A 25,640-nucleotide genomic window follows, 5' to 3' on the forward strand; every position below is an offset into this window, starting at 1 on the left:
AGATTAAAACGCCCTTTGCCTTTACAAAATGTTTTTTAAGCCGTACAAACACCAATTTTATTCTTTTTAACAATTATCACCCAGCAAGTTTCCTGTAAACCTATGTCGTTGCCTACTACTAATACTTTAATGCCGAAGTCCAATGAAACAATAACGCTTCCGCTTTCGCCGGATAATTACTCTGATGAACTTATAATCGATAATAAATTTATTATTTACCAGATATTTACCCGGCTTTTCGGCAATAAAAATACGACTAACAAAACTTACGGCAGCCTCGAAGAAAACGGCGTTGGCAAATTCAACGACATCACCGAAAAAGCTTTAGCCGAAATAAAAAAGCTAGGCACGACGCACGTTTGGTACACCGGCATTATCGAGCACGCCACCATGACCGACTATACTGCCTTTAATATTAAAACCGACGCTATTGATGTAGTGAAAGGCCGGGCCGGCTCGCCGTACGCCATAAAAGATTATTACGATGTAAATCCTGATTTAGCAGAAGATGTAAAAAACCGGATGGCCGAGTTCGAAGCCTTGGTGGACCGGACGCATCAACAAGGTTTAAAAGTAATAATTGATTTTGTGCCAAACCATGTAGCCCGCACTTACCATTCTGATGCGCGCCCCCCAGGAGTAGAAGATTTTGGTGCGCACGATAATACCCACGTTTCTTTTAGTCCGCAGAATAATTTTTACTACATACCGGGCCAGCAACTGGTTGTGCCCAAAGCATATAATCCCTTAAGTAAAAATGAAAAAGGCCAGCAGGAAGAGGTAAAATTTGTAGAGAATCCCGCTAAAGTAACCGGTAACGATGTTTTCTCCGCCACACCTACTATAAACGATTGGTTCGAAACCATTAAACTCAATTACGGGGTAGATATTCAGCACCACCGCACCAAGCACTTCGATCCTATACCAGATACCTGGTTAAAGATGCGCAACATTCTTTTATTCTGGGCTAAAAAAGGCGTAGATGGTTTCCGGTGCGATATGGCCGAAATGGTGCCGGTGGAGTTCTGGGCCTGGCTGATTCCGCAGATAAAGAGTTTTAACCAGGATATTATTTTTATTGCCGAAATCTACAATCCGCACGAATATCACAACTACATTCAACAAGGTAAATTCGATTTCTTGTACGATAAAGTAGGTTTATACGACAGCCTTCGGCGCTTAATGGAAGGTAAGGGAAACACCGCCGATATTACCAGGTCGTGGAAAGAAGAAACGCGGGGTATAGGCTCGCACATGCTGCGTTTTCTGGAAAACCACGATGAGCAGCGCATTGCCTCTAATCATTTTGCCGGCAATCCTTGGGCAGCCGTTCCGGCCATGACCGTTTCGGCTACGCTGGCCTCAGGACCAATTATGCTATATTTTGGCCAGGAAGTTGGCGAACCGGGTAAAGGTACCGAAGGTTTCCAGGGCGAAGACGGGCGTACCACTATTTTTGATTATTGGGGCGTGCCCGAACACCAAAAATGGATGAACAACGGCCAATTTGATGGCGGCGGCTTAAGCCCCGAACAACGCAGTTTAAGAAATTTCTACCGCCAGTTATTAAGCCTGGTGCGGGAAGAAGAAGTCCTCCGAACCGGTCAGTTTTACCAATTACACCCGCACTCGGTCGGCGACCATGGCCACGGCACTCATAAAATATATGCTTACCTGCGGCATACGCCCCAAAAGAAAATATTAGTAGTCGTTAACTTCGATCGCAATCAAACCATTCAGGCCAATATTCCCATTCACGAACCTGAACTAAAGCTTGTGGCTGCAAACCATAACCATTTAAAAATAAACGAAATATTAACAGTTTCGCCAGACCCGGAAGCAAAATATATTACCACAGACAGAACGAGCCACGTTGTAGGCTACATTAACTTAAAGCTACCGCCGTTCAGCGCCTATATTTTTAATTTAACTGGAGAATAAAGGCTTAAAATTTAAGCCTTTATCCTTATTATAGGTAAATATTAAGACCAGATTAAATACGCCTCACCCACCCCCATGCATACCCAAACATCAACCCTGCCCTTGCCTACTAAACCAAGGCTTAGTTTCTGGCAAATCTGGAATATGAGCTTTGGCTTTTTAGGCATTCAGTTTGGCTTTGCCCTACAAAACGCCAATACCAGCCGTATTTTCGAAACGTTAGGGGGCACCGAAATTGCCTTATACTGGCTGGCCGCTCCGGTTACGGGTTTGGTGGTGCAGCCTATTATTGGTTACCTCAGCGACCGAACCTGGAGCCCAACCTGGGGCCGGCGTCGTCCTTTCTTTATGATTGGTGCTGTATTGGCTTCGCTGGCGCTCATTTTAATGCCTAATTCGTCGGTGCTTTGGATGGCGGTGGGCATGCTCTGGATTATGGATACCTCTATTAATATTTCGATGGAACCCTTCCGGGCTTTGGTGGGCGATCTTTTACCCTCGGAGCAACGGACTACCGGCTTTGCGGCCCAAACCTTTTTTATTGGAATAGGTGCGGTAGTTGCCTCCATGTTGCCCTGGATGTTTACCAATTGGTTTGGGGTAGATAATACCGCACCGGCCGGCGAAATCCCGGATTCCGTAAAATGGTCGTTTTACATGGGGGCATTTGCCTTTTTTACCGCCGTACTCTGGACCGTTATTAAAACCAAAGAATACCCGCCCCACGACATGGCAGCCTTTGCCGCTGAAAAAGCGCAAACCAGCTTTATGCACGGGGTACAGGAAACTTTAAGTGGCATTGTAACCATGCCCAAAACCATGCGGCAACTGGCGGTGGTACAATTTTTTTCGTGGTTTGCGCTATTTTCTTTGTGGATTTACACCACCAAAGCCGTTACGCAGCACGTGTATGGCACCTCTGATCCCATCTCAGCTTTATACAACGAAGGAGCCGATTGGGTAGGTGTCTGTTTCGCGGTGTATAATGGCGTTTCGGCGCTAGCGGCCTTGTTATTGCCGCTACTGGCCCGGGTTACTAACCGGAAAATAACGCACTTAATTTGTTTGTGCTGCGGTGGTATTGGCCTGATATCTACCTACTTTATTTCTGATCCTAACTTATTGTTAATATCTATGGTGGGTGTGGGCGTTGCCTGGTCGAGTATTTTATCTATGCCTTATGCTATTCTGGCGGGTGCCTTACCAGCGCATAAAATGGGGTTTTATATGGGGGTGTTTAACTTTTTTATTGTAATTCCGCAAATTGTGGCTGGTTCTGTCCTGGGCTTTTTTACCGAAAAATTATTTGACGGACAGGCCATTTACACCTTAATAGTAGGCGGTTGCGCCATGATTATATCGGGTTTTTTAACCTTGCTGGTACAGGATTCCGATTAATTTAAACTAAAAAAGCACCAGCTTAGGGTTAGTTTTAAGTTTAAAAATGAGTAGCTTTATTCAAATTATTACAGAATTGTTATACATTTATTAATAATTTAAATAAGTTTACAAGCCCATTAATTTATACTAGCTGTTTACAAGGTCAGCCACAATAACCAATGGGGTTAAAAAGGATAGTACTTTAATTTAAAATATTCACCCAAAAATATTTTTAAGACAATCTATGATTATTATTGCTGATGGTGGTTCAACCAAAACGAGCTGGTGCTTAATTACAGAATCTAATTCTAAAGTCTATTTCAATACCGAAGGGTATAACCCATATTTTTCCGACACCCCTACCATTATTTCTTCCCTGCAAAAAAACTTACCCGAAAACTTACAGAAAACAGCTGTATCGGAGGTATATTATTATGGGGCAGGATGTTCTACGCCGGAAAATAACGAAATAGTAGCGGCTGCCATGCGCGCTGTTTTCACCACAGCAAAAGTAAAAGTAGGTCACGATTTGCTGGCTGCGGCCCGCGCGTTGCTGGGCGTTGATGCCGGCTTTGCGGCTATCTTGGGTACTGGTACCAACACCTGCTTTTACGACGGCCATGACGTAACCATGAACATCGACTCGCTGGGTTATTTCCTGGGCGACGAAGGCAGTGGGTCTTCTTTGGGCAAGCGCTTACTACGCGATTATATGCGGGGTTATTTACCCGAAGGCATGTCTAAAATATTTAAAGATACTTACGAACTCGATAACGAAGCAATATTCGATCATCTTTACAACAAACCTTTACCCAACCGCTTTTTAGCTAGTTTCAGCAAATTCTTATACGAAAACAATAACTTTTCTTATTCCCGCGAAGTGGTGAAAGAATCGTTCGATGCTTTCTTTAGAAACTTAGTTTGCCACTACCCCGGTTATCAGGATCATACTTTTAATTGCGTAGGTTCCGTAGCTTACAATTTCCGCGATATTCTGGAAGAAGTAGCTTTGGAGCACGGCATGGAAATGGGTACCATTATCAGATCCCCAATAGATAATTTGGTTTATTACCACCAAGTATTAGCCAAAAGCGATTTATAATATTTAAGCTAAATTATTTAAAGGCTTCTGTTTACCGGCAGAAGCCTTTTTTATTTACTAGCCGCTTACCTACCTTTGCTCCTTTCCTGGCATTATCTGGCTTGAAGCTAAAAAATCTTTTTTTCCCGCATAGCTCCCTTTATACCCGTTTAAAGAAATTAAGCTGGTTGCTTTTGTTTTGCCCAATATATTCTTACCAAACATTTGCCCAGCCAACTACTACTATTGTTGCTGATACGATTACACCTGCTCTCGATAAGCTTAAGCCTGCCAAAGGTCTGAAATTAGCCGCGGCCGGACTAGCCATAGGCTATACGGGTATGTTAGTGGGCCTGAGCCAAACCTGGTACGATAAATCCGAAAAAACAAAATTCCATTTTTTTAACGATAACCCGGAATGGCAGCAACTAGACAAAGTGGGGCATTTTTGGGGCGCTTTCCACGAGAGCCGCTTAGGCATTGATGCCCTGCGCGCCGCCAGGGTACCCGAGCAAAAAGCTATCATTTACGGCAGCTTACTGGGTTTTGCCTTACAATCGCCGATAGAACTACTGGATGGTTACGCCGCCGAATACGGCGCTTCGGTGGGCGATTTAGGAGCCAATGCAGCGGGTTCTTTGGCGGTACTGGTTCAGCAGTTGGCCTGGGGCGAGTTAAAAATAATGCCTAAGTTTTCTTTTCACCGGACACCTTACGCCCGGCTGCGGCCAAATATTTTGGGCAGCAATTTACCCGAAGAAATATTAAAGGATTATAATGGGCAAACGTATTGGCTCGCTGCAGATATTGCTGCGTTTTTAACATCCCAAAGCCGCTATCCCAAATGGCTGAATCTGGCGTTGGGCTACGGTGGGCAGCGCATGGTTTACGGCATGCCTCAAGAAAATAACCAGAACGGCTTTGATGCTTACCGGCAATATTATTTGGCTTTAGATTTAAATTTATTGCATGTAAAAACCCGGCATAAATTATTGCGCACGGCCTTCAGCGTTATCAGCATGGTTCATTTGCCAGCCCCTACCCTGGAGTATAACCGGAAAAAAGGTTTACGCTTTCACCCCGTTTATTTTTAAGAATATTCCTTAACAGGTAAATGCGGGCGCATTTCATTTATTAAATATTCTGTTTATCAAATAAAAGCCTGTAAAAACCACAGAAACTACAGAACATAAATTTTAACCCATTACTTTTGCCCGAATAAATCGTTATAAAAAAGCTTTAACAATGGTTTAAAAAACTACTTTGTTCTAAGCAAAAGATTTAAAAAATTTAAAAGAGAAGCTAAACAAGATGAATATAGGTGACCGGGTACGTTTGCTGTACGGCAAAGAAGAAGGAATAATTACCCGCTTTCTGGATAATAACCAGGTAGAAGTGGCCATAGATAATGAATTTACGATTCCGGTTTTACGCCGCGAAGTGGTAGTGGTAGCTCCGGAAGAAGATAAATTTTTCGGAAATAATGCGGGTTTTGCGCCCGAAACCATTATCCCCAGAGCAACTACGGGTACCCAGCCCATTCCGGCCAGCTTGGGAATTTACGTGGCCCTCACCCACCAGTCGCCGGAACTGCTAGCAGTTACCATTATTAATAATTCTGATTATGATTTGCTGTTTACTTACGGCGAAGAAAAAGAGGAATACAAAGGCATTATTAACGATAAATTAAATCAGAAATCATTTAAAGTAGTAAGCCACCTGCATTTAAACGATTTTGATAAATGGCCGTCCTTGGTACTGCAATATTTACAGCATCGGGCCAGCGCCAAAACCTTGCTCGAACCGGGTTTAAAGCGGTTTCGGTTTAAAGCCAGTTCGTTCTACAAAAGCAAAAAGATGGCGCCGCTGGTAAAAAAAGAAGCATATTTATTTCAGGTAGATGCGAAGCCCGAAGCAGTGGATTTGAAGAAATTACAGGATAAGCTTACTGAGCCGGAGCAATCTACGGGTGAAAATTACATCCTAAAAGCGCCTTCCCACGAAATTGATTTGCACATCGAAAAGCTAACCAATGCGGATTTCAGCAAAATGAGTAATTCCGAAATATTAAAGCTGCAACTAAATACTTTTCAGGATAACCTGGACCGGGCACTGGCGGCCAATATGCACGAAATAATATTTATACACGGCACCGGCAACGGCGTGCTGCGCAACGAAATACAAAAACTGCTGAGCCGGAATAAAAATATTAAATATTTCGAGGATGCCCGTAAAGAAAAATTTGGTTACGGAGCTACCCTGGTGCGGCTTAAGTAAATTGGCAACAGCAGATTAAGCTAACCGGATTAATTTTTGGAGAAAAGCACAAGAACCAAAACCGGAAAATATTAGTTAATTTTGCATAAGAATATAGCAAGCTGTCTTATCGCTGCGCCGCAAGGCGGAGAGGAAAGTCCGGGCAACACAGAGCATCCTACTTCCTAACGGGAAGGGTCTTTTCGGGGAACGGAAAAGATACAGCCAGTGCCACAGAAAATTACCGCCTTATTTAATTATGAATTAGAAATTCAAAATTAGAAATTACCCAATTTATAATTCATAATTTTTTTATTTCTAATTAAATAAGGTAAGGGTGAAAAGGTGCGGTAAGAGCGCACCAGTACGTCCGGCGACGGCGTAGCTGGGTAAACCTTAGGAGTTGAAAGACCAAATAGGTTCCGAACGTGGAGTTGCTCGCTCCCTGGCAGCTTCGGCTGCTTGTCGGGATGGGTAGGTTGATGGAGCCTTGGCGCGAGCCCTGGCCTAGATAAATGATAAGAGCTGCAGCATGGCTGCAACACAGAACCCGGCTTACAGGCTTGCTATATTTTTATTTTTTCCTTTCTGTTTGCAGCCTTATATTACCGCCAAAACATTGTTAGGTTAAACTTCTTGCGTATTTACACGTCTAATCGGAATATTTTTCTCAATTTGTACGCTTACGTTTCTATTTAAAATAAAATGCCCAAAATATTAATCATCGACGACGAACGCGCCATCCGGAGTACCCTGAAGGAAATTCTTGAATACGAAAGTTATACCGTAGACGAAGCCGAAAACGGAGAAGTTGGATTGGATTTATTAACTAAAACCAAATACGACGTGGTGCTTTGCGATATTAAAATGCCTAAAATAGACGGCCTCGAAGTGTTGAACCGAGCCATGGAATTTGTACCAGATACGCCTTTTATTATGATATCGGCGCACGGCACCATCGATACCGCCGTAGAAGCCACCAAAAAAGGAGCTTATGACTTTTTACAGAAGCCACCCGATCTAAACCGGCTGCTCATAACAGTTCGCAACGCCATCGATAAAATAAACCTGGTTACCGAAACCAAAAAGCTGAAGAAAAAAATATCGAAGAACTACGAAATGGTAGGTAATTCGCCTGCGCTGGAAAAAGTGCGCCGCGCCATTGAAAAAGTAGCCAAAACCGATGCCCGCGTATTAATAACCGGACCCAATGGGGCCGGCAAAGAAATGGTTGCCCGCATGTTGCACGAGCAAAGCAGTCGGGCTACTGGTCCGTTGGTAGAGGTAAACTGTGCGGCCATTCCCAGCGAATTAATCGAAAGTGAATTGTTCGGCCACGAAAAGGGTTCGTTTACTTCGGCGGTAAAGCAACGAATTGGCAAATTTGAGCAAGCCAACGGCGGCACTTTGTTCTTAGACGAAATCGGCGATATGAGTTTATCGGCGCAGGCCAAAGTGCTGCGCGCCTTACAGGAAAACAAAATTACCCGGGTTGGCGGCGAAAAAGAAATATCGGTGGATGTGCGCGTGGTGGCCGCTACGAACAAAGATTTAATTAAAGAAATAGAAGCCCGGAATTTCCGCGAGGACTTATATCACCGGCTAGGGGTTATTTTAATTCACGTGCCGCCGCTAAACGAACGGCGCGAAGATATTCCGGATTTGGTAAATAAATTTTTGCAGGATATTGCCAACGATTACGGCAATAAACCCAAAACCATTTCGCCGGCGGCCCTAACTTTTCTGCAAACCCTGGATTGGCGCGGCAATATTAGGCAATTGCGCAATGTGGTAGAACGTTTAGTTATCATGAGCGATGATAATATTACCGAAGAAGATGCCCGCACCTTCGCCCTACCCGCTACTGCTTAATAATACCATTATTAAACTGCGGTTACATTATTGGTCATCCTGAGCTTGTCGAAGGATCTATTACAGCATTGTAAAAGTAGATTCAGCTATTTCGAAAAGCTCAATAGGACTACAATAATGTAAGTGCAGTACCCAAATAATAATGGCATAATATTTCTGGTATAGATATATATAATGAAGAAGCCACCTTTAAACAAGGTGGCTTCTTTTATATTTGCTTCAGCTATAGATATTTATTGTCCATTATTTTAACCAACCATTAAATTACAACCACGAATATCTGAATTATCGAAGCGGCCTAGTACTTCAAAGGAGCCGTCCGGGTAAAGTTTGCCAATGTCTTTCGTTTCTAAAAATGCGCAGGAATCTACATTGGCTAAATCAATAACGTTTATGCCGCCGGTTTTCAGTTGGTTATTAATGGTAAGCGGGTCGTTCATATCCCGGAGCAATATTTTAAGGGTAGATGCCGGTTTAAATATTCCCTCTCCCAAGGAGTAAGCCTGCGACAACAGTTCGGTCATGCCGTATTCCGAATAAATAGCCGATACCCCAAAAGCTAGCTTTAATATTTCGTGCAGTTCGGCCCGTACCATTTCCCGCCGCCGACCTTTCATGCCGCCCGTTTCCATAATAATAATATCGGGTAAACTTCCCGGTGTTATCGTTTCGGCCAAATCTAGTAAGGCGTAAGTTACACCTAGCAATATTATTTTCTTTTTGGTTTTGTGGGCTTCTTCAATATTCTGGAGCAATAAAGCAATATCGTTCAAATAAAAGCCGGGCACCTGCTGACCCGAGTTTTGAACAAAATAATCTACCATAGCCACCAGCGACGATTCGCCTTGCTCCAGGTAAGAGGGCAATAAGGCCAGAAATATATAATCGGTCAGCGGCCCGTAATAAGTTTCGAAAATGTTAGCGGCGTGCTGCTTATAAAAAATATCGTCGGGTAAATAATGCTTGCTGCGCGTTTGCTGGGTTGTGCCGCTGCTCTGGTAAATTATTTTTGAGGTAAATTCACCGGTAACAATGCGATGGGTTTTAAATAATTCAATCGGCAGAAAAGGAATCTGATTTATTTCTGTTACCTGGCTGGGGTCAATTCCGCGTAAATAGATATATTGCCGGTAAACCGGGTTATGTTCGGCCTGGTATTGGAATAAAGCCAAAGCATGTTTTTCCCAATTAGCCGGGGTTAATTGCCGTAGCGCACTTTTAAAAAAAGAATTCGTTAACATTCTAAAATAACCATATAACAATTGCGGGTGTCAATCGTTAGATTTAGTAAAATTACCTTAATTTTTTCTTATAGAATGAAAAGTTTACTCCTTCTTAAACTCTTGTTGTTTTCAGGGGTTCTGCTGGTCCTGAATGCCTGTCAGCATCCGCCGGATTACGACGATAAACCAAGCCTGGAATTTAAAAATGTGGAGAAGTGGTCTTCGCTGGAAAATGGTGTAAAAAAAGACTCCTTGATATTGGTTACCCGTTTTGAAGATGGTGACGGAGATTTGGGTTTGAGTAATGAAGATATTAGCCAGCCGCCATTTAACGAGGGTAATAATAACATTAATTACTTTGTAGATATTTTAATTAAAAAAGATGGCGTTTTTAGAACGCTGCAACTTCCTTCTGGTTTTACTTTTAACGGCCGCTTTTTCCGGCTGGCCCCGGATGGCCGGGTTGGCCCTATTGAAGGCGACTTACGCTACAGCATTGTGGTACGGGATAACCCTTTAATTACTACGGGCGATATTTTAAAGTTCCGGGTTCGGGTTCGCGACCGGGCTTTACGCGAAAGCAATACCGTAGAATCTAATGAAGTTAAGGTTTTAGAGTAGGCATCAAATAATTCTTATACCTAACAGAGAAGGCCCCGTAATAATATTGCGGGGCCTTCTCTGTTATTAGAATATTAGTTGGGGCAATTATTAATAAATAGCCGGATATTTAGCTGGATTGGCTTCGTGCATTATTTCGTAAACCGCATCAAAAATATCTTCGGGGTTTGGTTTAGAAAAATAATCGCCATCAGAAGAATAAGAAGGCCGGTGCTCCTGAGCTGGCACAGTGCGCGGCGGAGAATCGAGCCAATGGTAAGCTTCCTGTTCTTCTAATACTTTCTGCATCATAAAGGCCGTGCCACCACCCGGTACATCTTCATCGGTAAATATTACCCGGTTGGTTTTCCGGATAGAATCTGTTATGTAATGGTTTAAATCAAAAGGCAATAAAGTCTGAACATCAATAACTTCGCAGTGAATATCAAATTCTTCGAGTTGTCGGGCGGCTTCCATTACTACCCGGCACATAGAGCCATAAGTAACTATGGTAATATCTGCACCGGATTTTAAAATTTCGGGTACGCCCAGCGGAACCGTGAACTCGCCAACGTTAACCGGGAGCCGCTCTTTTAAACGATAGCCGTTTAAACTTTCGATTACTAAAGCGGGATCATCGCCTTTAAACAACGTATTATAAAAACCGGCCGCCTGGGTCATATCGCGGGGTACTACAATGTGCATGCCGCGCAAAGTACTTAGGCAAAGGGCAATCTGCGAGCCAGAGTGCCATACCCCTTCCAGCCGGTGGCCGCGCGTCCGGACAATAACCGGTGCTTTTTGGCCACCCTTGGTCCGGTACTGCAAACAAGCTAAATCATCGGATAATATTTGAATGGCATACAATAAATAATCCAGGTACTGGATTTCGGTAATTGGCCGAAGGCCGCGTAAGGCAGCACCAATTCCCTGCCCCACAATGGTACACTCCCGGATGCCGGTATCGGTAACACGCCACTCGCCATATTTATCCTGCAGGCCAGCAAAAGCCTGGTTTACATCACCAATTTTACCAACATCTTCGCCAATGGCAAATATGCGCGGATCGCGCGCCAGGGCAGCATCAAAACAAGCCTGCAATACTTCCCGACCGTCTACCAAGGGGCTATCGGGCGTATATTCGGGCTTCACTTCGGGCACCAGCAACGGCGATTCTTCAGATTGACTGATTACATAGGAATTATAGCGGTCGGCATTTTCGCCGGTTACTTTTTCTACCCAGCCATTTAAATCTCTTTTGGCTTGGTTTTTATCGTTACGAATAAACCGCAGCGCTTTTTTAACGGCTTTAATAGCATCGTACCGGTTGGGCGTTATGGTTTTGCGTAGTTCCAGCACAATATCGGTAATTTTACCAGCGTTTCCGCTGGTAGTATGGGCAATAACCTGTTCCAGCAAAACTAAAGCTTCTTCCTGGTCGGCTTTTATTTCGCCAATGTAAGCGGCCCAGGCTTCGTTGCGAGCTAAGCGCACGGTTTCTTTCGCTTCGTTTTCCAGCGCATTCAGGGCATCGGAAGTGGCATATTCATTGGCCAGAATCCATTCCCGCATTTTTTTAATGCAGTCGTATTCTTCTTCCCACTGCAGGCGTTCTTTTGATTTATACCGTTCATGCGACCCCGAAGTAGAATGGCCTTGCGGCTGTGTCATTTCTTCTACATGTATTAAAACCGGCACATGTTCTTCGCGGCACAATGGTACGGCTTTGGCATAAACCTCCAGCAAACCCGCGTAATCCCAGCCCTTTACTTTAAATATTTCGTACCCTTGTTCGCCTTTGCTGTTGCGCTGAAAACCCGCTAATGCATCAGAAATACTGCCTTTGGTAGTCTGATATTCCGATGGAACCGAAATGCCGTAACCATCGTCCCAAACCGAAACCAGCATGGGAATCTGCAACACGCCGGCGGCATTTATTGCCTCAAAAAACGGCCCTTCGGAAGTAGAAGCATTGCCAATAGTACCAAAAGCTACCTCGTTTCCATTAACCGAAAATTGGTCCAGGTGTTTTAAGTCCGGGTTATGGCGGTAAAGTTTAGAAGCATACGCCAGGCCTACCAGCCGAGGCATTTGCGCAGCCGTTGGGGAAATATCGGCACTGGAGTTTTTACTGTTAACCTGGTTTTTCCAGTTACCGTCTTCGTCGAGTAAGCGGGTGCCAAAATGCCCGGTCATGCAACGGCCAGCGGTAGCCGGTTCGTATTTTTCGTCGGCGTGGGCATATAATTGGGCAAAAAACTGCTGCAAGGTTAACTCGCCAATCGCAAACATGAACGTTTGGTCGCGGTAATAACCCGAACGGTGATCGCCGGGCTGAAAAAAACGAGCCATAGCCAACTGTGCCACTTCTTTCCCGTCGCCAAAGATTCCGAACTTGGCCTTGCCCATAAACACTTCTTTGCGTCCGACCAGGCTGGCCTGCCGGCTTTCGCAGGCAATCCGGTAATCTTTTAAAATCTCTTCTCTGCTAAGCTTTTCCGTTCTTACCAGTTGTTCTATGTGCATGTTGTTCTATAAGTATCTTGGGTAAAATATATACAATATTAAGGAAAAGGTTCAGTTTATCAAATTAGCTACTTTTTTGGCTTTTTTCAGATAAAATATGCTTCAAAATTGAACTTGTTTTTTATCTTTTTTATTTATATTTGTGTGTACACAAGTTTAAAACTTTAAGTCTTTCGGAATGAAAACGAAATCAATACTTTTCCTGATATGCTTTTGTTTTGTTACAATGGCTCACCAGCTTTATGCCCAAGGAACACTTAAGTTCGAGAATGAAACGCATGATTTTGGTAAAGTAGCGCAAGGCGTTCCCGTATCGTATCAATTCAAATTTAAAAATACCGGTACTGCCCCTGTTGTAATTTCAAATGTGCAAGCTTCTTGCGGTTGTACTACCCCCGAGTGGACTAATACGCCCGTGCTGCCTGGTAAATCTGGTTTTATAAAAGCCTCTTACAACGCAGCGGCCATGGGTGCTTTTAACAAGAGCATTACTGTTACTTCAAACGGAACTAACGGCACCCAGGTTTTATACATAAAAGGAACGGTGGTAGATAAAGCGGAACTGAAAGCCTCTTTAACACCCGCGCAAAAAGCCCAGTCGCCGCGTGCTACCCTTACCAAAGATGCGCATAATTTTGGCAAGTTAGAAAGCGGACAAAAAGCGGTTACCAAGGTTACTGTTAAAAATACCGGTAAAAACGATTTAGTTATCGAAGGTATTCAGTCGGCTTGCAACTGTATTACCTATAAATCTTTAACTCCAAAAATAAAGCCCGGAACTGAAGGAATTGTGGAACTAACTTATATTCCACGTGTGTTAGGAGATCAAACAGAAGTAGTAAAATTCTCATCTAACGATGTTGTATCGCCGGAATTATCTTTTAATTTAAAGGCGAAAGTAGTACAGAGTTTAGCTACGCAAAGTGTATTAAAGGAGAACAGCGCCGCTGTTCCATTTAAATAGATTTTTTCATAGTTTTATTTTGACTAATGGCAGTGATGATATCGCTGCCTTTTTTTATTTTATCCCTACCCTAATTTTCTGCCACCCTAATCTACGGAGGCACTTTTTAATATTTCCTGATTTCTAAACCGCCGGCATTAAATATTATTTTTTATAATATTACAATTACAATATCTGTCTAAATAAAAAATCAGGTTGCTATTTAGTCTTATCAGATATCATAATCTGATTATTATGCGTAAGCAATAGTATATTTGCCGTCCGTTAAAAGATTAACCATTTATATTAATGATAATAGGACTTCCCAAAGAAATAAAAAATAATGAAAACCGCGTTGCGCTTACCCCAAGCGGCGTATCAGAATTAAAAAAATACGGCCATACCATATACGTGCAAGCCTCGGCGGGCTTAGGCAGTGGCTTTAAAGATACCGAATACGAAGCTGCCGGGGCAACCATTTTACCTGCTATAGAAGCTGTATATGCCCAGGCCGAGATGATAGTAAAGGTGAAAGAACCCATTGCGCCCGAATATTCCATGATAAAAGAAGATCAGCTTCTTTTTACTTATTTCCATTTTGCTTCATCGGAAGAATTAACCCAAGCCATGATAGCGCGAAAAGCCATTTGCCTGGCCTACGAAACAGTTGAGAAAAACGACCGCAGTTTGCCCTTGCTTATTCCTATGTCGGAGGTAGCAGGTCGCATGGCTCCGCAAGAAGGTGCTAAATACCTGGAGAAACCTATGCAGGGTCGGGGTATTTTATTGGGTGGCGTACCGGGCGTTAAACCCGCTAATGTTTTAATATTAGGCGGCGGCGTGGTTGGCACGCAGGCGGCTAAAATTGCCGCTGGTTTAGGTGCCCATGTTACCATTATGGATATTAACCTGACCCGGTTGCGCGAACTCGATGATATAATGCCGGCTAATGTAGATACCCAAATGTCGAACACTTACAACATACGGGAAGCCATTAAAACCGCCGATTTAATTATTGGGGCTGTATTAATTCCGGGAGCTAAGGCTCCGCACCTGATTACCCGCGACATGCTGAAAGAGATGCGCCCCGGCACCGTAATGGTAGACGTTGCCGTGGACCAGGGCGGCTGCATTGAAACCTGCAAACCTACCACCCACGAAGATCCTATTTTTGTAATAGATGAGGTGGTTCATTATTGTGTGGCCAATATGCCGGGCGCGGTGCCTTATACTTCTACCCTGGCACTAACCAATGCGACGCTGCCTTACGTTATTCAGGTGGCTAACAAAGGCTGGAAAGGTGCCTGCCTGTTTAACGAAGAATTAAAACGGGGCTTAAACGTGGTGAAAGGCGAAGTGGTATACAAGGGCGTAGCGGATGCCTGGAACCTGAAGGTAACCGATGTAAACGAAGTACTGGCCGCGGCTTTATAAACTTTATATCTTTCCGTACTTTTGCAAAAGCCTTTCTTTTAATTTAAGAAAGGCTTTTGTTCTGTATTGTCGCACTAATTTTCTTTATTGTACTCCTCCGGATACAGGTTTGCATGTTTCATTACTCTCTAAAAATTACGCTGCAGCGGTTAAGTCTTTTATTGCTCTTTTACCTGGGGCTGCGTTTTGCCTTTTATTTTTTTAATCAGGATATTTTTGAAGCGGCTCCGCCGGCGCAAATATTACTGGCTTTTCTGCATGGCTTGCGCTTCGATGTGGCAGCCTTGCTAACCATTAATTTACCATTTATTGCGCTTTCGGTTTTCCCGAATAGTGCATTTATACAGAAGAAAAATTACCAGCATTTTTTACGCTGGCTGTTTGTGCTGGTAAACACGCTTTTTTTCTTTGTGAATTTAATTGACATTGAATATTTCAAATTTATTGGCCGCCGTACTTCCAACGAACTCTTAATTATTACCCAGGATATTGCTGACCAAGCGGGCCATTTAGTTGTTGATTATTGGTATTTTATTTTTTTTACTTTCCTGCTGGGAATCATTTTATACCAATTATACCCGACGCAACAATCAAATAAAACGCAAGTAGCCGTTAATTGGGATCTGCAAAGAATATTTGGAATATTGTTTTTAGCTGTACTGTGCACATTGGGCATCCGGGGCGGTACGCAATACAAGCCTTTGCGGGTAAGTCATGCTTTTGTACAGGAGCCGGCCATTTTGGGGAACCTGGCCCTAAACAGTTCTTTTACTTTCTTGCGCAGCTTAAATAATGCCCCGCTGGAGCCTTTCCGCTATTTTAAAGACCAGGCGGCAGTTGCCCGGCACTTAAACTTTAACCCAACCCAATACCAGCAGAATACGCTCCCTGCCACCCCCGAAAATGTAGTAATCATTATTCTGGAAAGCTTTGCTTCTGAGTACATTGGCTACGAAAATAAGGGCAAAGGCTTTACACCTTTTTTCGATTCGCTGGCGACCCAGGGCACTTTATTCCGGCATAACTACGCCAATGGCAAACGCTCTATACTGGCTTTGCCTTCTATTCTGGCCGGGCTGCCCTCCCTCATGGATGATCCTTATATTTCGTCGGTGTACGAATCGAACAAATTATTTGGGCTGGGCAATATTTTAAACCCGGCCGGTTATACCACTTCATTTTTTCACGGGGCAGCCAACGGCACCATGGGTTTTAACGCCTTTACCAAAACCATTGGCATTCAATATTACTACGGTTTAAACGAATATCCGGAAGCGCAGAAAGAAAAAGATTATGATGGTTTATGGGGCATTGTAGATGAGCCTTATCTGCAGTACGTGGTTAAACAACTAACCCGGCAAAAAGCGCCATTTGCCGCTACCGTTTTTACCTTAAGTTCCCACGATCCTTTTTTCGTACCCGAAGAATACCGCGGAAAGTTTCCGAAAGGTTCTTTACCCATACACGAAACCATTGGCTACACCGATTTTGCGTTGCAGCAATTTTTTAAAGCGGCGGCTAAACAGCCCTGGTACTCCAATACCTTGTTTGTGTTAACCGGCGATCATACTCATAAAAGCAAGGTAAAAGGCTATAAAAATATAGTGGGCATGCACAAAGTACCTTTGCTTTTTTATCATCCTACCAAAAAATTTCCGGATTATAATACGGGGAAAATTACCCAGCACGCCGATATTTTGCCTACCCTGGTAGATTATCTGCAAGTACCAACAAATAAATTATTGCCTTTCGGGCACTCGCTCCTGGACTCGGCGACCACCGGCAAAGCGCTGTTTTACCTCGAAGGGGTTGCTACCCTCCTGCACCAGGATTATATTACCCAGCTTTTACCAAACGATAAGGTTAAATTTTACCAGTACAACCTACCCGGCTTAAAACCGGTAAAAGTAGTACCTGAAAAGGTTAAACAACAATATACCAGCGAACTAAAAGCTTATTTGCAATATTTCCGGAACGGGTTAATCCAGAATAATTTTTATTACTGGATTCCTTCTAAACTGCCGACCAAATAAATATTCAGCTATTATTTTCTAATGCCGTAAATAGCGGAATCTGAGAAAGCGGCAGGTATTGTCGGGTTACGAAATCAACCTCCCAGCAATAATGCTCTAAACCATTGGTTAACACTACGTAGCGGGCTTTCACTTGCTGGTTATATAAACTGGCCTGTTTTACGGTGGCCGCCGAAATTGGTACTTGCGCTGCTTTGCACTCTACCAGCATAACTGGCCGGCCATGGGTGCCGTACACGCACAAATCTGTTCTTTTGGCTAATTGGTTGTAGGTAGTTCCGCGTTCAACGGCCAGCAAACTTTTGGGGTAATGCAGGTAAGCAATTAAATAATTAATAAAATGCTGCCGCACCCATTCTTCGGGCGTTAAGGTTACGTACTTCCGGCGAATAGCATCAAAAATGAGGCTGGTGCCGGCAGAATTTTTAAGTTTGTAATCGTAAGCGGGTAAGTTAAGCTGCTGCATTTTTTAAAATTAAACAAAAGAAATTTAAGGCCAACTTAGTATTTAGGCTAAAACAACACATTAAATATACATGAAATCGAAAGACGATATTGTTAAAAACTGGCTTCCCCGTTATACGGGTACGCCTTTAAAAGAATTTGGCGAGTATATTTTACTTACTAATTTTCAAAATTATTTAACCTCTTTTTCAGAGCGTTACAACACACCTATTAAAGGAATAGATAAACCCATGCAAACAGCCACTGCTGAGAATATTACCATTATTAATTTTGGTATGGGTAGCGCCATGGCCGCAACCGTAATGGATTTATTATCGGCGGTAAAACCGAAAGCGGCTTTATTTTTAGGTAAGTGCGGTGGCTTAAAAGACAAAGTAAAAGTAGGCGATATTATTCTGCCCATTGCGGCCATTCGCGGCGAAGGTACATCCGACGACTACTTGCCCCCCGAAATTCCGGCGCTACCCTCCTTCCGTTTACAACGCGCGGTTTCTTCGATGATTAAAAAATACGAACTCGATTACTGGACCGGCACCGTTTATACCACTAACCGGCGCGTTTGGGAACACGACGACGAGTTTAAAGAATATTTGCGCAAAGTGAGGGCCCTGGGCATTGATATGGAAACCGCTACCATTTTTGTAGTAGGCTTCATGAATAATATTCCGCACGGTGCTTTGTTGCTGGTTTCGGATAGCCCCATGACACCCGACGGCGTAAAAACAGCCGAAAGCGATTTAAAGGTTACGTCTAATTACGTAGAAAAGCATTTAAATATTGGCATCGATGCTATGATTGAGTTGCGCGATTCCGGCGAATCGGTTAAGCACCTGCGGTATGAGTAAAAACCGGTTGCTGCTAACTTTTGGTTGGGGCTGCTTTTTAGGGTTTACCAGTTGCCGGGAACCTGAACCCGCTGATCTGCTCATTTACAATGCAAAGGTATACACCGCCGATATGGACTCGACGGTAGTTGAAGCATTTGCCATTAAAGACGGTAAATTCCTGGAAGTAGGCGGTTCTTCTTTTATCCGGACCAAGTACAAAGCCCGACGGGAATTAGATTTAAAAGGTAAGCCCGTGTACCCGGGCTTTATTGATGCCCATGCTCATTTTGTGGGATATGCGCAAAATTTAATGCAGGCCGATTTAGTAGGTACAAAATCGTTTGCCGAAGTAGTACAGCGGTTAGTTGCCCATCGTAAAAAATATCCGGCGGCACCTTGGTTGTTGGGCCGCGGCTGGGACCAGAACGACTGGCCGGTAAAAGATTTCCCGACCAACGATACCCTTAACCAATTATTCCCCGAGTTACCGGTTTTAATTACCCGCATAGACGGGCACGCGGCGCTGGTTAATGCCAAAGCTTTAGCATTAGCCCAGGTAACGCCCGCTACAACTGTTTCGGGCGGCATAATTCAGAAAGTAAATGGCCGCCTCACGGGTATATTAATAGATAATGCCGAAGAATTGGTAGCTAGAAAAATACCACCTATGCAAACTTCTGAACTGGCCAAGGTTTTACTGGCTGCCCAGGAAAAATGCTTTGCCGTAGGTTTAACTAGTGTGGTAGATGCCGGCTTGGAAAAGCCCGTAATAGATTTAATAGATTCGCTGCAAAAAGCAAAAGCTTTAAAAATGCGCATTTATGCCATGCTGAGCCCTTCGGAAGAAAACAAAAATTATTACTTTAAAAACGGCCCTTACCACTCGCCTTACTTAAATGTACGGTCATTTAAAGTTTATGCCGATGGGGCTTTGGGTTCCAGAGGCGCTTGCTTGTTGCACCCGTACCACGACCAGCCCAACCAAACCGGCTTTTTACTGCAAAACCAGGAATATTACCGCCAACTTGCCAAACAATTAAATCAACTGGGTTTCCAGATGAACACCCATGCCATTGGCGACTCGGCGAACCGGCTAATGCTGAATATTTATGGCGAGGTACTAAAAGGTAAAAATAACAAGCGGTGGCGCATTGAACACGCCCAGGTTGTTAACCCCACCGATGTGCCAAAATTTGGTAGGTATAATATTATTCCGTCGGTGCAGCCCACCCACGCCACTTCCGATATGTACTGGGCCGCTGATCGCTTGGGTCCGGAACGCATTGCCCATGCTTACGCGTACAAATATTTACTTAAACAAAATGGTTTTTTGGCATTAGGCAGTGATTTTCCGGTAGAAGCGATAAACCCTCTGTATGGCTTTCATGCGGCAGTGGCCCGGCAGGATGCTAAAAATTACCCAGCTGGCGGTTTTCAGAAAAATAATGCACTTACCCGGGTGCAGGCGCTGTATGGCATGACCCGCTGGGCCGCTTACGCCAACTTCGAAGAAAAAGAAAAAGGCAGCATCGAAAGAAATAAATATGCCGATTTCGTAATTCTGAGCCAGGATATTATTACGGCTGATTTATCTGCCATCAGAAATACAAAAGTTTTAGCGACCTATCCTAACGGCGAAGTAGTTTATCAGCCGAAATAATGAATGTGAAACCCATCACCGAGATTTATAGGTGTGTTCCGGCGGCTTAAAATTATTCTAGTTTTAAGCCGCCAATAATTTTTCCTGGCTTTCGGTTTTTTGTTCTTTAATGGTTAACAGGCAAATTAATCCCAGAATAAAGAATATCATTAAAGCCAGCACACTATTCCGCATCGAACCGGTTACCTGGGCAATAGCGCCGTAAGAAAAAGTACCTAAAATAATGGCCAGCTTTTCGGTAATATCATAAAAACTGAAAAAAGAAGCTGTATCGGTTGTATGGGCCGGAATAAGCTTGCTGTAAGTAGACCGTGACATAGATTGTATGCCACCCATTACTAAACCAACCACCGCTGCCAGCAAGTAAAAAGCATATTCGGTATAAACAAAATAAGCTCCCAGGCATATACCCACCCAAATTACCACGGCTACCAATAAGGTTTTAAAATTGCCGATTTTACCGGAAAGCCGGGCAAAACCATAAGCCCCCGCAATGGCTACCAACTGCAAAATCAGAATAGTTAATATTAATTTACTTGCTTCCAGGTGCAGTTCTTTGTCGCCGAAAACGGTAGCCACGTACATAACGGTTTGTACACCCATGCTGTAAAAGAAAAACGATAACAGAAACCGCTTTAAAAGCGCCATCTGCTGCACCTGTCCCAAAACATTCTTTAATTCTTTAAAACCGTTGAGCAACCAACTGCCCGTACGGGGCTTGCGATGGGTATATTTAGGTAAGTAATATAAAGTATAATGCGCAAAACCAAACCACCAGATGCCGGTAGTTAAAAAAGCAATGCGGGGCGGCAAACTCGTATTTGCGGGGTCTAGGCCAAACAAAGCCGGTTGCAATACCAAAGCAAGATTAAAAATTAATAAAAGCACGCTACCCAAATAACCGATGGCAAAACCACGGGCACTTAACTTATCAAACTGGTCTTCGGTGGCAATATCGGGTAAGTAAGAGTTGTAAAAAACAATACTGCCGGTCCAGCCCATCGCCGACAGCATAAACAAAAACATAGAAGTGGTAAAGGTTTCGCGGGTAAAGAAAAATAACCCGGCGCAAGAAATAGAACCCAGGTAACAGAATATTTGCAAAAACATTTTTTTGCGGCCACTATAGTCGGCGATAGCGGTTAACAACGGATTAATTAAAGCAATTACCAGGTACGAAAACGAAATACAATAAGAAAAAAGCACGGAAGAATCGAGGTGCCAGCCTAAAAAATTAACCATGTTGGTGCCATCGGGCTGCTGGGCTACTGCCCCGTAGTAAATCGGGAATATGGTAGATATAATTACCAGTGAATGAACCGAATTGGCCCAATCGTAGAAACACCAGGCACGTGTTATTTTAGGGTTATTCTTTTCCATGCATAATGGCTTTTTATTGCTTAAAGATATTCATAATAACGCGCTGCCCAAATTAATTTTATCAGCTTTCCGGAATAATTTCCAGCTATCAGCACTAAGCTAAAATCAGCTAACTGCTTCATATTAATACATTTATAAACTGACAACACCTTTTTAAATAGTATATTTACCTTTAAGTATTTATAAAAATTATTGCAATACTTACTAAAACAAAAAAACCGGGCAAACCCGGCCTTTATTAATATTCTATTTTCAGCTTTTTACGCCAGCATACGGAAAACACCTCTGGTATAACCAACCGATTCGGCGAGGCCTGGAACTGGATCATTGGCATCTTTTTCGTACTCTAATCCCAAAACGCCCTGGTATTTTATTTTAACTAAAGTCCGGAGAAAACCCGGAATATCTATGACTCCGCGGCCTATCTCCAGCGGAGAATCTTTGCCAGTGTTGCCGGTTACATCTTTAAGGTGTACATCATACAACCTATCGGCGTATTTCTGGGCCATTTTAGCCGGGTCCTGGCCAATCCGCACGGTATGCCCAATATCGATGCATAACCCAATGCGCTTGTCAAAAGATTTTATGCGCTCGTACACAGTATCGGGGCTCGGGTAAACTTTGTCGCCGGGACCATGATTATGAATAGCTAATTTAATGTTTTGCTCTTTTACCAACTTATCTACCAGGGGCAGCAATTCGTAATTAGGTACGCCAATAATGGTTTGGATACCCATTAATTTTGCGTAGTTAAAAGCGCGCTTTACTTCTTCCTCCGATTTCATGTAAATTACCCCGGCCCCGTATAAATTTAAACCGGCGGCTTTTACTTTGGCAACCGCTTCGCTTATTTGTTCGGGCGTGCTGGTCAGGGGCAAATGCACATCTTTTAGCGCAATATGCGTCAGACCAATTCGCTTAGAATATTTTAAGGTATCATCGAGCGAAAACTTGTGCATGGTATAAGAGGCCAGCCCCAACGGAATAGGTAAATTTTTAGCCGGAGTTGCCTGGGCAAAAGCAGAAACAGTGGCAGCAGGTACCAGTCCGGCGGCTAAACCTAAGCCCGCTACTTTCATAAAATCTTTTCGGGAAAGAGACATGTGTGCGATTTAAATTATTTAGGTGGATAATATTAGTGTGATGTTAAACCGGCTGGATTAAGCTAGTAACCAACCGGTGTTAAACTTAATAAATTTTTGAATATATTAAATTAAATTGTGCAAGCACCTGAATAGTAGATTTAAGAATAAGTTAATAAAAGCTTTATTTTCTACAGATGTATATCGTCTTCCGTAGAAAACTATAAACCTGCGTTCGATATATTAGCAGCTGTATAATTGGCTGGTATGCTTATTACAGTAAGAAATAGTTGGTCTTATAAGCAGGAAAGTATAAGCGATTTGGAAGGGAGCTAACTGAAAGAATTATCTTGGTTAACATAAACTTACTTATGCATCTGGTGAGTTGAGATTAATTCAGTTGAATAAAAAAGCTAGTACCGGCATTTTCCTGACTTTCCACCCAGATTTTACCTTTATGTTTCTCTACAATCTGTTTTACAATGTAAAGCCCTAAACCTGTGGTGCTTTCTCCTGCTGTCCCCACGCGGTTCGCTTTGGTAAACTTTTGAAACATATTCTTCTGCAAATGCAGCGGAATCCCAATGCCTGTATCGCTCACTTGTAAAAGGGCCTTCTTATCTATATTCTTCACAGATATGGTTACTTGCCCGCCACTAGGGGTAAATTTTACAGCATTCGTCAGCAGGTTTTCCAAGAGACGGCTAAATTTAAGCGCAATGATGGCGGCATACACCGGTTCTGCTGAATGCTGGAAATTAATCTGTATCTTTTTCTTTTCAGCCTCTAAGCTGATGCTTTTGAGGTGCTCCGGAATATAAATATTCAGGTCTGTTTTTTCAAACGTTTCTTCAGCCGGTAAATCTAATCTCCCAATGAGCAGGATATCTTCTACCAAGGCATAAGCTTTAGCATAGTTATCGAATGATTTCCGAATAATAGTAAGGTTCCCCTCCTTGTCTGGGGCGGGCAGATGGACCAGATTCTCTTGCAGCAACTCATTCAACAACTTAATATTTAACAAGTAGTTTTTCAAATCATGGACTATCATATGCATGATAGTTTCCTGGTTATCATAGAGCTTTTGTAGTTTTTGTTCTAATCTTTTCCGCAGGTTAATATCTTCTACAATGGTGTAGCCAAGTTTGGTATTCTGGTCTAGGATAAGGATGGAGGTTACCTGGCACCACAGAACAGTACCGTCTTTTTTCAACAGGCAGGTTTCTATCTGAAAAGAAGGTATTTGTTTGTTCCACAGGCTTTCTTGTAACTCTTGCCAGTGGTGCACAAAATCAGGATGGGCATATTTCATAATTCTGGTCCCCACCATTTCCTGTTCGGTATAACCTAAAGTAAAAAGTAAGGCTGAATTGATTTGCAGAATCTTTAAATCTGGGCCAATGATTTTCTTGCCCAGTTTAGATTGATAAAAGATAGCCTGGAAGCGGGATTGGCTTTCTTGATATCTTTGTTCAATAATTTGCTGTTGTTGCAGTTTATCTAGGTCAGGTGTTTCTCGGCCCGCAATTGCTGATTCTCTTCGCCCAGCAAACGGTTTTCCGCTTCTAACTGCCGGATCTGGTCAGCATTAGTCTTGATTTTATCGTTTAGGTTTTCCATCGCAATTTGTTAGACCAAAATTAGAATATTTTAATTACTTGGATTTAAAAAGAGGAAGGTAATCAGATTAGCTATTCTTCCGTATTACCTTTACAGCTTTTCCTCCTTACAAGACATTTAACTTCCAGCAATAATACACCACCCCAAATTAGCTCAACTTCAAGAAAACATACAAACGCTGATTAAGAGAAGTCAAGCTTTACAGCAGTAAGCTTTCGCATTAAGAGCCCTCTTAAAAATCAATATGGTTGTTTTACGAACTTCTATTACGGCCTTGAAAGCGACGAACGATGAGAGCAAAAATTATCACCAACTACAAAAATCTGGCTAGCTTCTCTGGTGAAAGCGGTTTTTGGATAAAATCAACTATCGGATATTTGCTGGCTCGGGCTAAGTCAAGCTGATGCCTAGAGCTACTCAATAAAACAATATGGCAGGGAACACTCCTTAAATCAGCCGAATTCTGTAGTTCTTCTAAAAGTTCAAAACCATCCATAACTGGCATATTAATATCAAGTAAAATCAGTCCCAACTCCTGTCCGCTCTGACCTACCGCTTTAATAATATTTAGGGCCTCTTGTCCATCCCTGGCGATTAGAATCTCTGCTGCTAACTCCAACTTTTTAAGTATTCTTTGGGCTAAATAGAGGCTTGTATTATTATCATCTACCAGTAATATTCTTTTTCCGCAATTCCATTGTCGTTCACTTACTCTATCCTGGTTTAAATGTAGGATAATAGAGGTAGTTTACGACGGGTCTATTCCCTTGTTACTTTAATAGTACCAAATCCGAAAACACACCTTTATTTAACATCAGTGCACCCATAGGAAGCATTCAGGCTTATATTTTCCAAATTATTTATTTTACTACCTAAAAGGTCTACCTTACCTAAAGAAATTCAGAATGATGCTGGAGAAATTGAAAGGTTTTATCAGGCGGGTTGCACCAGGAACGCTGTAATCCACTTGCAGGTTCATAATCGTGCTAATTCCTTCCCAGCAAGGATAGAATTTATAAATGCAAATTCTATAATTTAAATCAGTGCTATTGGAGGCTGCTATTTATTGCCCGACTGCAAGGCAGTAAAAAGCGTTTTAAGCTTTTCAAAGCGTTTAGCCTGTTGCTGCCTGGAAATTTCAGATTTATTTGGATCGTGAATAGAATAGTCCTGGTTAGGGTATTTTGTACTTTTTATTTTATTGGTTTTAGTCATAGCCGCAAAAATCCGCCGGAGGTCTTTTAAGAAACTGGCTCTTTCCAAAGGATGGTTGTACCCTAGTCAATATTGTAGTCTAAATTTCAGGTACAATCTTTA

Annotated in this window: 20 protein-coding genes and 1 other RNA gene; 13 read left to right on the top strand and 8 right to left on the bottom strand. The window is 42.8% G+C overall.

The annotated features are described in order from the left end of the window. Window positions 1–129: 129 nt before the first annotated feature. From F0145_RS14080 to F0145_RS14110, 7 genes are all read left to right on the top strand, one after another. Complete coding sequence (locus F0145_RS14080) at window positions 130–1,941, top strand: alpha-amylase family glycosyl hydrolase (RefSeq protein WP_223816061.1); 1,812 nt, start codon at window positions 130–132, stop codon at window positions 1,939–1,941. A gap of 75 nt (window positions 1,942–2,016) precedes the next feature. Further along, window positions 2,017–3,339 (top strand): MFS transporter, encoded by a 1,323-nt coding sequence (locus tag F0145_RS14085; protein ID WP_190277552.1) that lies wholly within the window; start codon window positions 2,017–2,019, stop codon window positions 3,337–3,339. A 226-nt stretch (window positions 3,340–3,565) separates the two neighbouring features. Further along, window positions 3,566–4,423: an N-acetylglucosamine kinase gene (locus tag F0145_RS14090; protein ID WP_150089057.1), complete on the top strand. Its 858-nt coding sequence runs from the start codon at window positions 3,566–3,568 to the stop codon at window positions 4,421–4,423. Between the two features lie 173 nt (window positions 4,424–4,596). Further along, window positions 4,597–5,496, top strand: coding sequence for a DUF2279 domain-containing protein (locus F0145_RS14095; RefSeq protein WP_223816062.1), 900 nt, complete (start codon window positions 4,597–4,599; stop codon window positions 5,494–5,496). A gap of 217 nt (window positions 5,497–5,713) precedes the next feature. Beyond that, entirely contained in the window at window positions 5,714–6,679 is a 966-nt protein-coding gene (locus tag F0145_RS14100; protein ID WP_150089058.1) for a Smr/MutS family protein, read from the top strand. Window positions 6,680–6,772: 93 nt separating this feature from the next. After that, window positions 6,773–7,232: RNase P RNA component class A (gene rnpB / locus F0145_RS14105), an RNA gene on the top strand. A 131-nt stretch (window positions 7,233–7,363) separates the two neighbouring features. Then, a complete protein-coding gene (locus F0145_RS14110) occupies window positions 7,364–8,530 on the top strand; it encodes a sigma-54-dependent transcriptional regulator (protein WP_150089059.1) in 1,167 nt (388 codons plus the stop codon). Window positions 8,531–8,778: 248 nt separating this feature from the next. On the opposite strand, the gene F0145_RS14115 is transcribed toward F0145_RS14110, so the two are convergent. After that, window positions 8,779–9,771 carry a long-chain-fatty-acid--protein ligase gene (locus tag F0145_RS14115; protein ID WP_150089060.1) on the bottom strand — a complete coding sequence of 331 codons (993 nt, stop codon included), beginning with the start codon at window positions 9,769–9,771 and terminating at the stop codon, window positions 8,779–8,781. Window positions 9,772–9,846: 75 nt separating this feature from the next. Here F0145_RS14115 and F0145_RS14120 point away from each other — a divergent pair, with 75 nt between their 5' ends. Then, the gene (locus tag F0145_RS14120) at window positions 9,847–10,374 is read left to right on the top strand and encodes a hypothetical protein (protein ID WP_150089061.1); all 528 of its coding nucleotides are present in this window, start codon (window positions 9,847–9,849) and stop codon (window positions 10,372–10,374) included. A 90-nt stretch (window positions 10,375–10,464) separates the two neighbouring features. On the opposite strand, the gene F0145_RS14125 is transcribed toward F0145_RS14120, so the two are convergent. Beyond that, the gene (locus F0145_RS14125) at window positions 10,465–12,879 is read right to left on the bottom strand and encodes an alpha-ketoacid dehydrogenase subunit alpha/beta (protein WP_150089062.1); all 2,415 of its coding nucleotides are present in this window, start codon (window positions 12,877–12,879) and stop codon (window positions 10,465–10,467) included. Window positions 12,880–13,057: 178 nt separating this feature from the next. Between F0145_RS14125 and F0145_RS14130 the strand changes: the two genes are divergently transcribed. The 3 genes from F0145_RS14130 (at window position 13,058) to F0145_RS14140 (ending at window position 17,289) form a co-directional block, all read left to right on the top strand. Beyond that, on the top strand, window positions 13,058–13,843 hold the full coding sequence (locus F0145_RS14130) for a DUF1573 domain-containing protein (RefSeq protein WP_150089063.1): 786 nt from the start codon (window positions 13,058–13,060) through the stop codon (window positions 13,841–13,843). A gap of 288 nt (window positions 13,844–14,131) precedes the next feature. Next, window positions 14,132–15,256 (top strand): alanine dehydrogenase, encoded by a 1,125-nt coding sequence (gene ald, locus F0145_RS14135; RefSeq protein WP_150089064.1) that lies wholly within the window; start codon window positions 14,132–14,134, stop codon window positions 15,254–15,256. Window positions 15,257–15,369: 113 nt separating this feature from the next. Beyond that, window positions 15,370–17,289, top strand: a complete 1,920-nt coding sequence (locus F0145_RS14140) for an LTA synthase family protein (RefSeq protein ID WP_150089065.1) — start codon at window positions 15,370–15,372, stop codon at window positions 17,287–17,289. Window positions 17,290–17,293: 4 nt separating this feature from the next. Here F0145_RS14140 and F0145_RS14145 read toward each other — a convergent pair whose 3' ends face one another. Next, window positions 17,294–17,755: a type I restriction enzyme HsdR N-terminal domain-containing protein gene (locus F0145_RS14145; RefSeq protein ID WP_150089066.1), complete on the bottom strand. Its 462-nt coding sequence runs from the start codon at window positions 17,753–17,755 to the stop codon at window positions 17,294–17,296. A gap of 70 nt (window positions 17,756–17,825) precedes the next feature. Here F0145_RS14145 and F0145_RS14150 point away from each other — a divergent pair, with 70 nt between their 5' ends. Both F0145_RS14150 and F0145_RS14155 read left to right on the top strand, forming a co-directional pair. Next, a complete protein-coding gene (locus tag F0145_RS14150; RefSeq protein WP_150089067.1) occupies window positions 17,826–18,599 on the top strand; it encodes an AMP nucleosidase in 774 nt (257 codons plus the stop codon). Beyond that, window positions 18,592–20,241 (top strand): amidohydrolase, encoded by a 1,650-nt coding sequence (locus F0145_RS14155; protein ID WP_150089068.1) that lies wholly within the window; start codon window positions 18,592–18,594, stop codon window positions 20,239–20,241. Before F0145_RS14150 ends, F0145_RS14155 begins: the two co-directional genes overlap by 8 nt. A gap of 63 nt (window positions 20,242–20,304) precedes the next feature. Here F0145_RS14155 and F0145_RS14160 read toward each other — a convergent pair whose 3' ends face one another. From F0145_RS14160 to F0145_RS26225, 5 genes are all read right to left on the bottom strand, one after another. Continuing rightward, a complete protein-coding gene (locus F0145_RS14160) occupies window positions 20,305–21,621 on the bottom strand; it encodes an MFS transporter (RefSeq protein WP_150089069.1) in 1,317 nt (438 codons plus the stop codon). Between the two features lie 260 nt (window positions 21,622–21,881). Continuing rightward, complete coding sequence (locus F0145_RS14165) at window positions 21,882–22,724, bottom strand: sugar phosphate isomerase/epimerase family protein (RefSeq protein ID WP_150089070.1); 843 nt, start codon at window positions 22,722–22,724, stop codon at window positions 21,882–21,884. A 370-nt stretch (window positions 22,725–23,094) separates the two neighbouring features. Next, on the bottom strand, window positions 23,095–24,231 hold the full coding sequence (locus F0145_RS14170) for a PAS domain-containing sensor histidine kinase (protein WP_317133179.1): 1,137 nt from the start codon (window positions 24,229–24,231) through the stop codon (window positions 23,095–23,097). 405 nt (window positions 24,232–24,636) lie between these two features. Further along, complete coding sequence (locus F0145_RS14175; protein WP_150089072.1) at window positions 24,637–25,062, bottom strand: response regulator; 426 nt, start codon at window positions 25,060–25,062, stop codon at window positions 24,637–24,639. Between the two features lie 320 nt (window positions 25,063–25,382). Beyond that, window positions 25,383–25,538 carry a hypothetical protein gene (locus tag F0145_RS26225; RefSeq protein ID WP_190277553.1) on the bottom strand — a complete coding sequence of 52 codons (156 nt, stop codon included), beginning with the start codon at window positions 25,536–25,538 and terminating at the stop codon, window positions 25,383–25,385. Window positions 25,539–25,640: the final 102 nt, after the last annotated feature.

The sequence above is a fragment of the Adhaeribacter rhizoryzae genome, assembly GCF_008629685.1.
GTDB lineage: Bacteria > Bacteroidota > Bacteroidia > Cytophagales > Hymenobacteraceae > Adhaeribacter > Adhaeribacter rhizoryzae.

Excerpts from the sequence above, each read along its gene's own strand:
- F0145_RS14080 (WP_223816061.1), top strand. The coding sequence starts at position 130 with ATGCCGAAGTCCAATGAAACAATAACGCTTCCGCTTTCGCCGGATAAT.
- F0145_RS14085 (WP_190277552.1), top strand. The coding sequence starts at position 2,017 with ATGCATACCCAAACATCAACCCTGCCCTTGCCTACTAAACCAAGGCTT.
- F0145_RS14090 (WP_150089057.1), top strand. The coding sequence starts at position 3,566 with ATGATTATTATTGCTGATGGTGGTTCAACCAAAACGAGCTGGTGCTTA.
- F0145_RS14100 (WP_150089058.1), top strand. The coding sequence starts at position 5,714 with ATGAATATAGGTGACCGGGTACGTTTGCTGTACGGCAAAGAAGAAGGA.
- F0145_RS14110 (WP_150089059.1), top strand. The coding sequence starts at position 7,364 with ATGCCCAAAATATTAATCATCGACGACGAACGCGCCATCCGGAGTACC.
- F0145_RS14115 (WP_150089060.1), bottom strand. The coding sequence starts at position 9,771 with ATGTTAACGAATTCTTTTTTTAAAAGTGCGCTACGGCAATTAACCCCG.
- F0145_RS14120 (WP_150089061.1), top strand. The coding sequence starts at position 9,847 with ATGAAAAGTTTACTCCTTCTTAAACTCTTGTTGTTTTCAGGGGTTCTG.
- F0145_RS14125 (WP_150089062.1), bottom strand. The coding sequence starts at position 12,879 with ATGCACATAGAACAACTGGTAAGAACGGAAAAGCTTAGCAGAGAAGAG.
- F0145_RS14130 (WP_150089063.1), top strand. The coding sequence starts at position 13,058 with ATGAAAACGAAATCAATACTTTTCCTGATATGCTTTTGTTTTGTTACA.
- ald (WP_150089064.1), top strand. The coding sequence starts at position 14,132 with ATGATAATAGGACTTCCCAAAGAAATAAAAAATAATGAAAACCGCGTT.
- F0145_RS14140 (WP_150089065.1), top strand. The coding sequence starts at position 15,370 with ATGTTTCATTACTCTCTAAAAATTACGCTGCAGCGGTTAAGTCTTTTA.
- F0145_RS14145 (WP_150089066.1), bottom strand. The coding sequence starts at position 17,755 with ATGCAGCAGCTTAACTTACCCGCTTACGATTACAAACTTAAAAATTCT.
- F0145_RS14150 (WP_150089067.1), top strand. The coding sequence starts at position 17,826 with ATGAAATCGAAAGACGATATTGTTAAAAACTGGCTTCCCCGTTATACG.
- F0145_RS14155 (WP_150089068.1), top strand. The coding sequence starts at position 18,592 with ATGAGTAAAAACCGGTTGCTGCTAACTTTTGGTTGGGGCTGCTTTTTA.
- F0145_RS14160 (WP_150089069.1), bottom strand. The coding sequence starts at position 21,621 with ATGGAAAAGAATAACCCTAAAATAACACGTGCCTGGTGTTTCTACGAT.
- F0145_RS14165 (WP_150089070.1), bottom strand. The coding sequence starts at position 22,724 with ATGTCTCTTTCCCGAAAAGATTTTATGAAAGTAGCGGGCTTAGGTTTA.
- F0145_RS26225 (WP_190277553.1), bottom strand. The coding sequence starts at position 25,538 with ATGACTAAAACCAATAAAATAAAAAGTACAAAATACCCTAACCAGGAC.